This is a genomic window from Microbacterium sp. USHLN186 (genome assembly GCF_037145155.1).
Lineage (GTDB): Bacteria > Actinomycetota > Actinomycetes > Actinomycetales > Microbacteriaceae > Microbacterium.
Genome location: NZ_JBBCYA010000006.1, coordinates 180415 through 194201 on the forward strand (window position 1 = coordinate 180415; position 13787 = coordinate 194201).

The following is a 13787-nucleotide window of genomic DNA, read 5'->3' on the forward strand; positions in this document are numbered from 1 at the left end:
ATGAGAAATCCTGTCGGACGTTGGCCCGTTCTCAGTGGTCCGAACAAGGACGGAAGCACGCACATCGGAGTGCGCGTTTTACCTGATGCTGCCGCGCAGATCCGGGCGCAAGGCCACAACCTGGTGAACAAGATGTACGAGCGTTCTGTCAACCGAGCGGAAGTCGCAAGGCTCCGAATCGGCGACGTGGTGGACGTTCGCTTCGACGGGGATAAAGGCTGGTGGGTGTACCGCGGCGAAACTCGCCTAGGTCGGCTGACGTGGACCTTGAGTAGCTTTGAATCGTCGTCCTGGAAGGACACAAGCCCCCGCATCGATGAAGGCACGTTGCAGGTCACCCGATTGGTATTGGATGAAGATCGCTCCGTCATGAACGCTGGCGGGATCGTCCGACGCACGGGACAACCTATCCCGTCGGTTGCCGATGCAGTTCCGAAGGCACGGGTCGCAGTGCCGACATTGCACGGAGCCGTCGGCCGCGACGGCTCCGTGAAGGTGACTCGGCAAGACCTGCCCCCCAATGGTCGAAGGAGCATTCGGTCTCGGCTGCTCGGTCGGTGAGTTCGTCCTCAGCCTCACTCTGCGCTCGACGCACCACACCGAGATCCACGCTCCACCAGGCGCCGCTGCTGTACGACACAAGCCCGGGGGGCGTGCCGTGTTGATGTTCCTCAGCCTCTCCGGCACGATGAACGCGTGAGCCAGACCAGCCAAGACGAGGACCGATGGGCTCGCGCGCTCCCCGCCGCGCTGCAGCGACCGGCGCCGGAGGACCTGGCCAGTGACGAGCTCGCCGTCGCCCACGTGCTCGACGTTCTCGAGGGATGCTATCTGCGACCGAACGACTGGCAGACGCCGTACGTACGCTCTAGACGAGGCGGTGGGATCATCCCCCGTCGGCGCGCTAGGGTAATCACAAGATTTGGGGCGTCTCGCTGGTCGAGACGCCCCACTTCTGTTTTCGCCGCTGCTACCGGTCAAGTTGGAGTGGGCTCTCGGCATCGGACTGCACGAGCCGCTATCGGGGCTCCACTAGGGTGCTCTTGAGTAGTCGACACCTGACCGGATGAGGCAGCCATGGGATTCAAGGTCCGTAAGTCCATCAAGATCGCCCCTGGGGTGCGCCTCAACGTATCGAGCAAGAACCTAGGCATCTCCGCTGGCGTTCGTGGGGCTCGCGTCAGCGTGAACACGAACGGGCGCACAACTCGAACGCTGGGTATCCCAGGCACCGGCATCTCGCATACGTCTACCACCACGTCTGGCAGGCGGTCGGTTTCATCGTCGTCGACGCGCGCCAAGCCGCAACCCCAGCCGACGAGGCCCGTAGTCCCGAAAAAAATCAAGCCCGGTCTGACAGCTCCTGCGTGGGAGAAGCAACTCTTCAAACAGCTCAACGGCACACCTGACGCTGCTGCTATCCATGCTGTCGGCCAGCAGCACCCGATGGCAGCGGCGACCGCGGCCATGGTCGAGATGCTTCGCGTGGTCGGCCCCAGCAAGGACGGCGACCGCGCTCGTGTTCTCGCCGGGTGGCTGTTCGATATCGGATACGACCCTTCTGCTGACCCGTTCATCACCAAGTACATGGAACGTCCAGAGATCAGCATCCCCGTGGCTACCGGAGTCACTGCGGAGATGCTGTGGGACCGTCAGGCGATGGGCCTGTTCGTCGCTGAGATCGAGCAGGCCTTTGGCAATCCGGACCGTGCTATCGCCATCGTCGAGAGCCTCGAACCCACAACCATTGCCGCCGTGTCGCTGGCGGAGCTGTACGCAGAGTCGGCGCGGTGGGCGGACGTCGTCGACATCACCAATGGCCTGACGAACGAGGACGTCGCAGCGACCTTCCTGCTCATTCAACGGGGCACGGCGCTTCGTGAGCAGGGGTATTTCGAAGCCGCACGCGAAGCACTCAAGGAAGCCCTGCGGCCCCGTTCACGTCCTGTCGAGCTGCGGCACCTCGCGCTTGTCGCGCGAGGACACACCTACTTCGCCGAGGGCAAGAGGGCCATGGCGAGGAAAGACTACGAGCGGGTACTCGCCGATGATGCTGCGTACCCCGGCCTGCAAGAGATGCTCAAAGCCGCCACCGACTGACTCGAGCGTCACGGCCTGCGCCAGCCCCTTCAACCTCGCCGGGCGCCGGCGACACTTGCTGTCCCGCACGAGTCGGCCGGCGCGAGAATCTGAGTGCTGAAACTCAAGGGGGAGTATGGCAGGCGAGAGCGGTCATGGGAATAGCGATAGGAACGCTTGGGAAACGCGTAGGAATAGCGTTTCGCCGGACCTGTAGAGAGTATGCCGAAACGAGATACGGGATCGGCCCACAAAACTGATGAAGACCTCCGCCGAGCGGGGGTCTTCGTCATTTCCCCTCGGCTCCCGAGAGAGCGCGCCCGTGCGGCAGAGTGGATGCACCGGTCGTGAGGGAGGGATGTCGCATGAAGATCGTCGTCATCGGGGGATCGGGGCTCATCGGGGCCAAGCTCGTCGCCGTGCTGCAGACGCGTGGGCATTCCGTCATCGCCGCGTCGCGCCGCACCGGCGTCGACATCGTGACGGGTGAGGGTCTCGCGGATGCCGTCGCCGGAGCAGACGCGGTGGTGGACGTGTCGCGCTCGCCGTCGATGCGGCCGGAGCACGCGCGCGAGTTCTTCGTCACGGGCACGCGGAACCTGCTCCGTGCCGGCGCCGCGGCCGACGTCGGTCACCACGTGCTGCTGTCGGTCGTGGGTGCGAGGCGCCTGCCGAGTGCGGGATTCCTGCAGGCGAAAGTCGCGCAGGAGGATGTCGTCCACTCGTCGACCAGGCCGTACACGATCGTCGCCGCCACGCAGTTCTTCGAGTTCGTCACTGGGATCGCGGATGCCTCGACCGTCGGCTCAGAGGTGCGGCTGCCGGATGTCAGGGACCAGCCGGTCTGCAGTGATGACGTCGCGGAGATGCTGGCCGATGTCGCCACGTCGGCGCCGCAGAACCGGACCGTCGAGCTGGCCGGACCCGACCGCTTCCGGCTGCCCGAGTTCGTCGCCACCGGGCTGCGTGCGCTCGGCGACCCGCGGCAGGTGGTGGCTGACGACAGTGCCACGTACTTCGGTGCGACGGTGACCGGCGACGAACTGCTTCCCGGACCCGGGGCGCACATCGGCGCCGTGCATCACCGCGACTGGCTCCGCACGCAGGCGGCTCGGCCACAGAGCTGAAAACGAACCGCCAGAAGCTCAGCGGGCGTTGCGGACCAGGATGCGCCAGCGCTGCGGACCCTCATCGAGGTAGCGGGTGTGGAACGCGTCGCCGTGCTTGCCGCGCAGCTGCGTCAGCAGCGGCACCGGGTCGTGCGTCGCGGAGATGACCAGGGCCGCTCCGGGCTGCAGCGACTCGATCGCGCCGAAGATCGCGGCATGGCGCACCGCGTGCGGGATGGCCTGCGCGTCGAGCTCGGGGAGCTCCTCGTCATGGCCGCCGCACGCGCAGCCACCGCCGCCGGGCATCTGCGTGGTGGCCTCGGAACGTGACCGGTGGATCTCGATGCTGCCCATGGTTTTCTCCGTCTCGACGAGTGGGGGAACTGCACTCATTTTATTACACTGGATACCGTGGAAAATGAATCCCGCGCCGGAGAAAACGCACAGCCCCGCCGCGGAGCGGACGGCAGACGCTACTCCTCCACGCGCGAGCGGGTGCTGCGCGAGGTCGAAGCGCGCGGATCGGCATCCCTCGCCGACCTCGTCGCGGCGACGGGGCTGCACGAGAACACCCTGCGCGAACACCTCGAGCGGCTGCGCCAGGACGGCCGACTGCGCCGCGTGCGCGCCGAGGTGCGCGGCCGCGGGCGCCCCGCATGGCGCTGGTCGGCGCCGCCGGCCGACGCGATCGACCCGTACGCGGGCCTCGCCCTCGCCCTCGCCGACTCCCTCGCCGCGACCGCGCCCGACCCGGTCGGCATCGCCCGGGCCGCGGGGGAGCAGTGGGGTGATCGGATCGCCGCGCAGCATCCGGATGCCATCGGCGCGCCGCGCACGATCGTGCTCGACGTCATGCGCGAGCAGGGGTTCGCACCCGACGACGAGGGCGCGGAGATCCTGCTGCACCGCTGCCCGCTGCTCGCCGCCGCTGCCCGCCGCGCGGACGTGGTGTGCGCGGTGCACGAGGGGATGATCGCCGGCATCCTGCGCTCCCGCGATGCGACCGCGGATGCCACGCTGCTGCCCTTCCACACCGACGGCGCATGCGCCCTGCGCATCCGGACCGCATCGTGACCGGCCCGCAGCGCCCGGCCGCCCCCGCCGAGAAATCGAATCCTGCGCGAGAAACCACCCCACGCGTGGTTTCTCAGGGCGAAAGTGGTTTCTCACGCAGAGAGGCCCGGTCGCGCCGCCCGGGCCTGCGCCTGATCTGGATGCTGCCCGCCGGCATCGCCCTGCTGGCCGGCCTCGACGCCGGACTGCTGCTGCTCGGCGTGCCGGCGCCGGTGACCGCCGACCGACTGCCCGACGTGCACGGGATGCTGCTGGTGCTCGGCTTCGTCGGCACCCTGATCAGCCTCGAGCGCGCCACGGCTCTCGCCCGCCCGCTCGGATACCTCGCGCCCGCCCTGCTCGGCGTCGGCGGCATCCTGCTCATCGCCCCGGCCGTGCCGCTGGTCGTCGCGAAGGTCGTGCTCGCGGCCGGTGCGGCATCCTTCCTCCTTCTGTACGTGCCGCTGTGGCGGCGGCAGTACGATCACGCGCTGCTCACGCAGCTGCTGGCAGCCGGACTCGCGCTCGCCGCGGCGCTGATCTGGATCGGCCAGGATGCGATGACCCGCGTCATCCCGTGGCTCATCGGCTTCCTCGTGCTGACCATCGCCGCCGAGCGGGTGGAGCTCGCCCGCATCACGATGGGGCTGCGCGCCGGCATCCGACTGCTCGTGCACGCGTGGGCGATCACCGCCGCGCTCGTCGTCGGACTCGTCTTCCCCGATCTCGGGGCGATCCTGCTCGGGCTCGTCCTGCTCTCGCTCACGGGCTGGCTGGTCGTGCACGACGTGGCACGGCGCACGATCCGCGCGACGGGCGTGACGCGGTACATGGCCGCGTGCATCCTCGCCGGGTACGTGTGGCTGACGGTCGCGGGACTCGTGCTGCTACTCGGGATGCCGGACGCGCAGCCCGCCTACGATGCCGTCATCCACGCGGTGTTCCTCGGCTACACGTTCTCGATGATCATGGCGCATGCGACGACGATCCTGCCGGCAGTGCTGCGCATCCCGCTGCCGTATCGACCGGCCTTCTGGGCGCCGATCGCGCTGCTGCAGCTCGCCCTGGTGGTGCGGGTGTGGATCGGCGACGGTCTCGGGATGCCGGTGGCGTGGCGCATCGGGGGAGTGCTGGGCGTTCTGGCGCTGCTGCTGTTCCTGCTGACCGCGGTGTACAGCGCGGTGCGGGGGAAGGGTTCGGGGGCGGCGCGCGCACAGCGCCCGCCGGCTCGGGAGGAGAACTCGCGCTCGGGCGGAGGGATGCTGCGCCCGGGCCCTCCGATCAGGCAGAACTCCTCCCCAGCGGGCGCCGCGACCCCGGCAGCCCGACCTGACGGAGGAGCACGATGACTCGGAACCGCGGATTCTGGCCCATGCGCGACATCCCCACTGTGCTCTGGCTGCTGCTCACCGTCATCGCCGCGCTGGCGCACCGCTCGCTGCCGATGCCGGGCTGGCTGATGATCCACCTGCTGCTGCTGGGGGCGGTCACGCACGCGATCCTGGTGTGGAGTCAGTACTTCTCCTTCGCCCTGCTGCGCAGCGCCGCCACCGAGACCGACCGGCGGCGGCAGAACGTCCGCCTCATCCTGTCGAACAGCGCCGCGGCCATCGTGATCGCCGGCGTGCTCAGCGGTATCTGGCCGCTCACCCTCGCCGGCGCGGCGCTGCTCATCGGGGCCGTCGCCTGGCACGGTGCCAGCCTGATCCGGCGCAGCCGCGGCGCGATGCCGGGCCGGTTCGGGCGCACGCTGCGGTACTACGTCGCCTCCGCGGCGCTGCTGACCCTCGGCGCGGCGCTCGGCGCGTGGCTCGCGCGCGGCGACGCCGCACCGAACCTCGTCGTGGCGCACGCGCTGATCAACGTGCTCGGCTGGATCGGGCTCACCGTCGCCGGCACCGTGGTCACGCTCTGGCCCACCATCCTGCGCACGCGCGCCGACGAGCACGCCGCCACCGGAGCCGCCCGCGCCCTGCCCGTGCTCGCCGTCGGCGTCGTCGTCGCCGCGACCGGCGCGGCCTTCACGCAGCTGATCGTCGTCGCCGCGGGGCTGGCCGCGTACCTCGTCGGGTTGGCGCTGATCTTCGTCTCGCTGCTGCGCGCGGCGCGGCAGAAGGCCCCGCACAGCTTCGCCGCCCTCTCCGTCGGCGCGGCGCTGGTGTGGTGGGCGGGCACCGTCGCCACCGTGACGATCGGCGCGGTCGTCGCCGCGGTCGAGGGCAGCGGATTCGCCGCGCTCGACGCGCTGTTCGGCCAGGTGGTGCCGTATCTGGCCGCCGGATTCGCCGCGCAGGTGCTCATCGGCGCGCTGAGCTACCTCATCCCGGTGGTGCTCGGCGGCGGCCCGGCGCCGGTTCGCGTCGGCACCGCGGCGTTCGACGCGTTCGGCATCCTGCGGGTGACCGTCGCCAACGCGGCGCTCGCCGTCTGCGCCCTGCCGGTGTCGAGTCTGATGCGCGTCGCGGCGTCCATCCTGTATCTCGTCGCGATGGCATCCTTCCTGCTCGTGATGTGGCGGGCGATGCGCGCGCAGCGCAACGCCAAGAAGCCGCCGGTGCCGGAGGAGGCGGCCGACGCGCCGGCTCCGCGCCGCCGCGGCCCCATCGTCCCCGAGGGCGAGAAGGCTCCCGGACGCCGCGCGGGTCAGGCGGTGGGCGGACTGCTCGCGGTCGTGCTCGTCGCCGCCGGTCTCGCCGCGGTCGACCCGGTGGGTCTGGGGTGGAGCGCGGCGCCCGCCGGTGACGCGGACGCGCCCGTGAAGACCGTGCAGGTCGAGGCGGCGAACATGCGCTTCACGCCGAACCGCATCGAGGTCGCCGCCGGCACGCGTCTGGTGGTGGAGGTGACCAACACGGATGTCGAGCAGGTGCACGACCTGGTCTTCGCGAACGGCATCGCCGGCCGCCGCCTCGCACCCGGGGAGTCCCAGACGATCGACGTCGGCGTGCTGACCGCCGACCTCGACGGGTGGTGCACGATCCTCGGACACCGCCAGATGGGCATGACGATGCAGATCGTCGTGACCGCGGCGGAAGCGGGTGCGGGAGACAGCGGTGACGCCGCGAAGCCGGATGCCGGCGGCCACGACATGAGCCACATGGGCGATTCCTCGGCCTCGGCCGGCTCCTCCGCGCCTATCGACCTCATGGCCGATCCCGGCCCGGACTTCCAGCCCTACGACGCCGAGGTGCCCGCGCTGCCGGCATCCGATTCTCCGGTGACCCGGAAGATGACGCTCACCGTCCGCGACGAGAAGCGCGAGGTCGCGCCCGGCGTCACCCAGACGCTGTGGACCTACAACGGCACCGCACCGGGGCCGCTGCTGCACGGCCGCGTCGGCGACCGCTTCGTCATCACCCTCGAGAACAAGGGCACGATGGGCCACTCCATCGACTTCCACGCCGGAGCCCTCGCGCCCGACGAGCCGATGCGCACCATTCCGCCCGGCGAGAGCCTCACCTACACCTTCACCGCCACCCGCGCCGGCATCTGGATGTATCACTGCTCGACCATGCCGATGACCGCGCACATCGCCAACGGCATGTACGGCGCGGTGATCATCGAGCCCGGCGATCTGCCAGCTGTCGACCGCACCTACGCGCTCGTGCAGGGCGAGTACTACCTCGGCGATCACGACGGCGGGATGGTGGACCTCGATCGCCTCGCCGCGGGGAACCCGGATCTGGTCACCTTCAACGGCTACGCGAATCAGTACGATCACGCCCCGCTGGCGGCGAAGGTGGGCGAGCGGGTGCGGGTGTGGGTGCTGGATGCCGGCGTGGAGCGTCCCACGAGCTTCCACGTCGTCGGCGGGCAGTTCGACACGGTGTGGTCGGAAGGGGCGTACCTGCTGGACCGCTCGCCCGACACCGGATCGCAGGCTCTGGGTCTGCAGCCCGCCCAGGGCGGGTTCGTCGAGCTGACCTTCCCCGAGCAGGGCCACTACCCGTTCGTGTCGCACTTCATGATCGACGCCGAGCGCGGCGCGCACGGCCTGTTCGCGGTGGACGGCTGACCGCGGACCGGTCCCTCTGGCGTGCCGTTGCGAACCGTGGGCCGACACTCCAGATGTCGGACAGATCCGGCCAGAACGTCCGACATCTGGAGTGTCGGCCCCCGGAATGTGACCGTCCCCAGCACACGGAGTACGCCAGAGTGGATGCCATGAACGAGACCGACCTCACCCACCTGCGCCGCTGCGTCGACCTCGCCCGCGAAGCCCTCGAAGACGGCGACGAGCCGTTCGGGTCGCTGCTGGTCTCCGCCACGGGGGAGGTGCTCTTCGAAGACCGCAATCGCGTCGCCGGGGGCGATCAGACCCGGCATCCGGAGTTCGAGATCGCGCGGTGGGCGGCCGCTCACCTTCCGCCCGAGGAGCGGAGGGATGCCGTCGTCTACACCTCCGGCGAGCACTGCCCGATGTGCGCAGCCGCGCACGCATGGGTCGGACTCGGGCGGATCGTGTATGCGACCTCGTCGGCGCAGCTCGGCGCCTGGCACGCCGAGTGGGGCGTCGCTCCAGGACCGGTGGCAGGGCTGCCGATCCAGGCTGTCGCTCCCGGCGTCCCCGTCGAGGGGCCCGCCGACCAGCTCGTGGATGAGGTCAAGGAGCTGCAGCATCGTCTTGCCGAGCGCTCGAGCCGCTGACCCGGATCGTTCTTAGACTGGATCGATGCGACCACTGACCGAGACCGAGGTGCGTGCGGCGATTCGCAACGCGGATGCCGACGAGATCGAACAGATCGGGATGCCGCACGACTTCCTGCTCACCGACTGGGACTACATCGACTTCCTCGCCTGGCGCGACCCGGAATCCAGCCGCCGCGCGGTGGTGATCGTCGAGCACGAGGGGCACCCGGCGGGGATCGTGCTGCGCTCCACCGAACCGAGCCGCGTGCGTTCGGGCATGTGCAACATCTGCCGCACGATGCAGCCGGGCAACCAGGTGGCGCTGCTCACCGCGCGCCGCGGTGGCGCGAAGGGACGCCGCGGCGACAGCGCCGGCACCTACATCTGCGCGGATCTGTCGTGCCACGACAACGTGCGCCTCGCGCATCCGCTCGCGCCCAGCGAGGTGCGCGCGCCCGGGCAGGCCGACATGCGCCTGGACGGCACGCGCCACCGCATGGAGGCGTTCGTCACGCGGGTGCTCTCAGAGGAGTGACGCCGGGCGGGCACGCGACGGCACACCTGAACCGCAGTCCCAGATAGCCTGGAACCCCGTCTTGCGCTGCAAAGGAGAGCCATGACCGATCCGCTCCTGCTCACGATCGATGCCGGCCTCGCGCGGCTCACGCTCAACCGGCCGGAGAGCCTGAACGCCTTCGACGCCGAGCTCGCGCACGCCTGGCGAGACGCGACAGCCGAGGTGGTCGCGCGCCCGGATGTCGGCGCGATCCTGATCGACGCGAACGGGCGCGCATTCTGCGCCGGAGGTGACGTGCGGGCGATGGCCGGCGGCATCGGCGGCGGCTCGGACATCACCGCGCTCGCCCGGGTCATCAACGCGGGCATCCTGTCGCTCACCACCGCCGCCATCCCCGTCGTCGCGGCCGCGCATGGCGTGACGGCCGGGGGAGGGCTGGGCATCCTCATGTGCAGCGACTACGCCGTCGTCGGCGCGGGATCGCAGATCGGCAGCCGCTACGCGAACATCGGGCTCACACCCGACCTGTCGGTCTCCGCCCAGCTCGCGCGGGCGGTCGGCGAGCGGCGTGCACTGCAGCTGCTGCTGCAGGACCGGATGCTCTCGGCGGAGGAGGCGGTGGACTGGGGTCTGGTCGCCGAGGCGGTTCCGGCGGCGTCGGGCAGCGAACCGGGCGCCGAGCCGGGCGGCCGGCTGGATGCCGCAGCGGAGGCGGATGCCGTGCGCGAGCGCGCCGAGCAGATCGCGCGCTTCTGGCTCGCCGGCGCCGCGGGCGCCTACGGGCGCGCCGTGCAGCTGGTGCGCACGCAGCCGTCCCGCTCGTTCGAGGAGCAGCTCGAGGTGGAGGCGCAGTCGATCGGCGCCGCGTTCGACACCCCCGATGCGCAGGCGCGCGTGGCCGCCTTCGCCGCCACAACGCGCAGCCGCTGAGCGGTTGTCCACATCTGCCGGTGCCCCTCGTGCGCGCGTGCGAGGATGAGAGCACCGACCGCGGGAGGAATCTCATGTCTGACGTCACGCCCCCTCATTCCGAGCAGGCGCCGGCCGAGCGCCGGCCGATGGGTTCGAAGCTGCTGCGCGGGGCGATCTGGATCGCGATCGGCGCACTGATCGCCGCCGCTCTGGTCTGCGTGGTCTGGGTGCTGGTGGGCGACCAGGACGGCATCATCGGGCGGGCGTTCCTCACGATCCTGCTGCTGGCGCTGTTCGCCGGGGTGGCGATCGCGGAGGCGCATCTCGCCGAGAAGCGGCCGGACTGGTTCGCGTTGGCCAGCATGATCAGCTGGATCATCGTGCTGCTGGTGGGGGCGGTGAAGATCTGGCTGCCGCGCAGCTTCTCCGAGTACGAGTTCGGGTGGGGGCCGGGCCGCTTCTTCCAGTTCCTGCTGGTGATCGGAATCCTGCAGCTCGCGCTCCTGCACGTGCGGATGTACGTGCGGGCGTCGCAGCGCTACGTCACGACGTTCACGCGCGTGATCGTCATGGTCACCTTCGCCATGCTCGCCGCGCTCGTGGCGATGCTCGTCTTCTTCCTCACCTTCCCCGACCAGGTCGACTACAGCGACCTGTACTGGCGGATCGTGATCGCCCTGGCCATCCTCGCCGCCGTGGGCACCACGCTCATCCCGCTGCTGAACGCGCTGTTCGCGCCGCGCGCTCCGCGTCCTGCTGCGCAGCCGGTCGCCGCGCAGCAGCAGTGGCCGACCTACGCCGACGGGCGCACGCCGCTGCCGGTGATGCCCGACGGCAGCCCCGACTGGAACGCGTACTACACCGGCCGTCCGACGTACGCGCCGCAGCTCGCGCAGGGCTTCCCCGTGCCGGATGCCGGGACGCAGCCGACCCCGCACGCCGGCTCGGCGCACGCCGGTCGCGAGCAGGGCTTCCCGCCGCCTCCGCCCGCAGTGCCGGTGGCCCCGCGCACCGAGCGGACTCCGGATGCCGCCACGGCGCCGTTCGCGCACGTGACCGACGGGCGTCTGACGGGCGCGCCTGGCGCACCGGAGGGACCCGGTGCCCCCGCAACGCCACCGGCGCCGCCGACGCCGCCGGTGCCGCCCGCCCCGGACGCTGCGCGCGGCCCGGAGGCTCCCCGATGAGCGCGGCTGAACTCGGCGCGCTCACCGCCGACATCGCCCACGAGGCGGGAGATCTCGCGCGGCGTCGCCGTGCGGAGGGAGTCTCGCTGGCAGCGACGAAGTCGACGCTGGCCGACATCGTCACCGAGGCCGACCGTGAGGTCGAGCGGCTGATCCGCGATCGTCTGCGCGCCGAGCGTCCTGACGACGGCTTCCTCGGCGAGGAGACCGGCGCCGCGCACAGCGCCAGCGGCCTCACCTGGGTGGTCGACCCGATCGACGGCACCGTGAACTACGCCTCCGGCATCGCGACGTACTCCGTCAGCATCGCCGTGGTGGAGGGCGAGCCGCACCCCGACCGCTGGCAGGGAGTCGCTTCGGCGGTGTACGCGCCGGCGCTGGGCGAGCTGTTCACCGCCGTCCGCGGCGAGGGGGCGTGGCTGGGCGACGCCCGCCTCGCGGTCACGACCGAGACTCCGGCCGGCGCCCTGCTGGGCACGGGCTTCGGCTACGACCCCGCCACCCACGACGGCGACCTCGCCACCGTGCGCCGCGTGATGAGCATGGCGCGCGATCTGCGCCGCATGGGCTCGGCTGCCATCGACCTGTCGTACGTCGCCGCGGGCCGGCTCGACGGCTTCTTCGAGCGCGGGCTGAACCCCTGGGACTTCGCCGCAGGGGCCCTGCTCGTGCAGGAGGCCGGCGGAACGGTGACGCGTCTGGAGGTCGAATCGGCGCGGCCGATGCTGATCGCCGGCGGACCCGGCGTGCACGAGCGGCTGCGCGCGCTCATCGCCGACGGGGCGGGGTGACCGCCCTCCGCCTCATGGCTTTTTCAGCTTGAGCGTTGTATCGTTTACCTGATCGTTACCTTCGCTTCCCGAAGAGCGAGGCTGACCAAGCCCCCCAAGCTTGACCGACCGAGAGATTCGTTTTGCCCCCTGAGCATCTTCAGAACAGCGCTGCGCCCACGCGTCGTTCGAACCGACTCCGCGCCGCCTCCGCGGCCCCTGCGCTCTCGTCGACCTTCGCTGATGCGCAGGATGCCGGGTCGCCGGCATCCGCCGACGTCGCCGCGACGGCTGCCGCGGCCGTGACCGCCGCCGCTGTTTCGGCCGCCGCCACCAGCCGCCGCGCCCGTCGCGCGGCCGCCGCCGGCGCGGCATCGGTGCAGGTGCTCACCGAGCCCGAGACCGTCGTCGTCGAACCCAGCGCTGTCATCGCCGACATCGTCATCGCCGCTGCCGCCGTGGCCCAGGAGCCCGCCGGCGAGGTCGCTGAGCGTGCGGTGGCCGCCACCCCGGACGTGCCCGAGTCGGCGCCCGAGGTCGTCGAGCCGGTGGTCGCGGATGCCGACGAGATCACCGACATCGTCGTCGACGTCGAGGCCGAGCTCGGCGATGACGCGTTCGCTGCGGCATCCGAGGCCTTCGGCTTTCAATCCGTCGACGACGAGCCGACCGCTGTCCCCGTCGCCGCCGACCCCGTCTCGGCCGGTGCGACCCCCGAGGCGCTCAACGACGCCGCGCACGTCGCCGCCCGTCGACCGCGCATCGCTCGCCGCGTGATCGCCACCGGCGCGAGCCTCGGCGTGATGGGCATCGCCGGACTGATCGCAGTGTCGATGACGCTGCCGGTCTCGGCCGTCGCCGCCTCGAACGGCACCGCGTCGACATCCTCCCTCGTCGCCGGGTCGAGCGCGGCGAAGGGCTCGACGGCTGCTGACGAGGAGATTCAGGCGTTCGTCGCCTCCTCCGACGTGCAGGACGAGGCACTTGTGCGTTCCGACTCCTTCTCGTCGGTGTCGATGGCCGACGTCGCCGCCGAAGAGGGCATCCGCTTCTCGACGAGCCTGTACACGAACGACCCCGACGCGGCCATCCAGTGGCCGTTCAAGGTCGGTGTGGCGATGAGCTCTCCCTACGGCCAGCGCTGGGGCCGGCTGCACGCCGGCATCGACCTCGTTCCCGGCGAAGGTGCGCCGATCCAGGCGATCGCAGACGGCACGGTGCGCATCGCGACCGAGTCCGGCGGCGCGTACGGCGTGACGATCTACATCGATCACGTCATCGACGGCCAGGTCGTGACGAGCCACTACGCGCACATGCAGCACGGCTCGATGCAGGTCAAGGCGGGCGACAAGGTCAAGGTGGGCGACGTCATCGGCCACGTCGGAAACACCGGCCGCTCCTACGGCGCGCACCTGCACTTCGAGATCATCATCAACGGCTCGACGGTCGATCCGCTGCCGTGGATGAAGAAGAACGCCGGCCGGTACGAGTACTGAGGCTCGATTTCGCGCGAGACACCGTGAGGTGATAA

12 protein-coding genes are annotated in these 13787 nt (G+C 70.5%); 11 read left to right on the plus strand and 1 reads right to left on the minus strand.

Going from position 1 to position 13787, the window contains the following annotated elements:
- Positions 1–1077: 1077 nt before the first annotated feature.
- Both WFG93_RS12655 and WFG93_RS12660 read left to right on the plus strand, forming a co-directional pair.
- Positions 1078–2100 (plus strand): DUF4236 domain-containing protein, encoded by a 1023-nt coding sequence (locus tag WFG93_RS12655; RefSeq protein ID WP_336646690.1) that lies wholly within the window; start codon positions 1078–1080, stop codon positions 2098–2100.
- Positions 2101–2444: 344 nt separating this feature from the next.
- On the plus strand, positions 2445–3206 hold the full coding sequence (locus WFG93_RS12660; RefSeq protein WP_336646691.1) for an SDR family oxidoreductase: 762 nt from the start codon (positions 2445–2447) through the stop codon (positions 3204–3206).
- Positions 3207–3224: 18 nt separating this feature from the next.
- Here the strand turns inward: WFG93_RS12660 and WFG93_RS12665 are convergent, their stop codons facing one another.
- Positions 3225–3542, minus strand: coding sequence for a DUF2249 domain-containing protein (locus WFG93_RS12665; RefSeq protein ID WP_336646692.1), 318 nt, complete (start codon positions 3540–3542; stop codon positions 3225–3227).
- Positions 3543–3599: 57 nt separating this feature from the next.
- Here WFG93_RS12665 and WFG93_RS12670 point away from each other — a divergent pair, with 57 nt between their 5' ends.
- From WFG93_RS12670 to WFG93_RS12710, 9 genes are all read left to right on the plus strand, one after another.
- Positions 3600–4262 carry a helix-turn-helix transcriptional regulator gene (locus tag WFG93_RS12670; protein ID WP_336646693.1) on the plus strand — a complete coding sequence of 221 codons (663 nt, stop codon included), beginning with the start codon at positions 3600–3602 and terminating at the stop codon, positions 4260–4262.
- Positions 4263–4402: 140 nt separating this feature from the next.
- Entirely contained in the window at positions 4403–5590 is a 1188-nt protein-coding gene (locus WFG93_RS12675; protein ID WP_336646694.1) for a hypothetical protein, read from the plus strand.
- Positions 5587–8256, plus strand: coding sequence for a multicopper oxidase domain-containing protein (locus WFG93_RS12680; RefSeq protein ID WP_336646695.1), 2670 nt, complete (start codon positions 5587–5589; stop codon positions 8254–8256). Before WFG93_RS12675 ends, WFG93_RS12680 begins: the two co-directional genes overlap by 4 nt.
- A gap of 149 nt (positions 8257–8405) precedes the next feature.
- Positions 8406–8888 carry a nucleoside deaminase gene (locus tag WFG93_RS12685; RefSeq protein ID WP_336646696.1) on the plus strand — a complete coding sequence of 161 codons (483 nt, stop codon included), beginning with the start codon at positions 8406–8408 and terminating at the stop codon, positions 8886–8888.
- A gap of 25 nt (positions 8889–8913) precedes the next feature.
- A complete protein-coding gene (locus tag WFG93_RS12690) occupies positions 8914–9405 on the plus strand; it encodes an FBP domain-containing protein (protein ID WP_336646697.1) in 492 nt (163 codons plus the stop codon).
- A gap of 81 nt (positions 9406–9486) precedes the next feature.
- The gene (locus WFG93_RS12695) at positions 9487–10317 is read left to right on the plus strand and encodes an enoyl-CoA hydratase/isomerase family protein (RefSeq protein ID WP_336646698.1); all 831 of its coding nucleotides are present in this window, start codon (positions 9487–9489) and stop codon (positions 10315–10317) included.
- Between the two features lie 74 nt (positions 10318–10391).
- Positions 10392–11486: a hypothetical protein gene (locus tag WFG93_RS12700; protein WP_336646699.1), complete on the plus strand. Its 1095-nt coding sequence runs from the start codon at positions 10392–10394 to the stop codon at positions 11484–11486.
- On the plus strand, positions 11483–12277 hold the full coding sequence (locus WFG93_RS12705; RefSeq protein WP_336646700.1) for an inositol monophosphatase family protein: 795 nt from the start codon (positions 11483–11485) through the stop codon (positions 12275–12277). The genes WFG93_RS12700 and WFG93_RS12705 overlap by 4 nt, the downstream gene beginning before the upstream one ends.
- A gap of 122 nt (positions 12278–12399) precedes the next feature.
- Positions 12400–13752, plus strand: a complete 1353-nt coding sequence (locus tag WFG93_RS12710) for a M23 family metallopeptidase (protein WP_336646701.1) — start codon at positions 12400–12402, stop codon at positions 13750–13752.
- The last annotated feature ends 35 nt before the right edge of the window (positions 13753–13787 follow it).

What these genes read in the sequence shown, in the direction of transcription:
- WFG93_RS12695 (WP_336646698.1), top strand. Translation starts at nt 9,487, where the DNA reads ATGACCGATCCGCTCCTGCTCACGATCGATGCCGGCCTCGCGCGGCTC.
- WFG93_RS12680 (WP_336646695.1), top strand. Translation starts at nt 5,587, where the DNA reads ATGACTCGGAACCGCGGATTCTGGCCCATGCGCGACATCCCCACTGTG.
- WFG93_RS12655 (WP_336646690.1), top strand. Translation starts at nt 1,078, where the DNA reads ATGGGATTCAAGGTCCGTAAGTCCATCAAGATCGCCCCTGGGGTGCGC.
- WFG93_RS12675 (WP_336646694.1), top strand. Translation starts at nt 4,403, where the DNA reads ATGCTGCCCGCCGGCATCGCCCTGCTGGCCGGCCTCGACGCCGGACTG.
- WFG93_RS12665 (WP_336646692.1), bottom strand. Translation starts at nt 3,542, where the DNA reads ATGGGCAGCATCGAGATCCACCGGTCACGTTCCGAGGCCACCACGCAG.
- WFG93_RS12705 (WP_336646700.1), top strand. Translation starts at nt 11,483, where the DNA reads ATGAGCGCGGCTGAACTCGGCGCGCTCACCGCCGACATCGCCCACGAG.
- WFG93_RS12690 (WP_336646697.1), top strand. Translation starts at nt 8,914, where the DNA reads ATGCGACCACTGACCGAGACCGAGGTGCGTGCGGCGATTCGCAACGCG.
- WFG93_RS12700 (WP_336646699.1), top strand. Translation starts at nt 10,392, where the DNA reads ATGTCTGACGTCACGCCCCCTCATTCCGAGCAGGCGCCGGCCGAGCGC.
- WFG93_RS12685 (WP_336646696.1), top strand. Translation starts at nt 8,406, where the DNA reads ATGAACGAGACCGACCTCACCCACCTGCGCCGCTGCGTCGACCTCGCC.
- WFG93_RS12660 (WP_336646691.1), top strand. Translation starts at nt 2,445, where the DNA reads ATGAAGATCGTCGTCATCGGGGGATCGGGGCTCATCGGGGCCAAGCTC.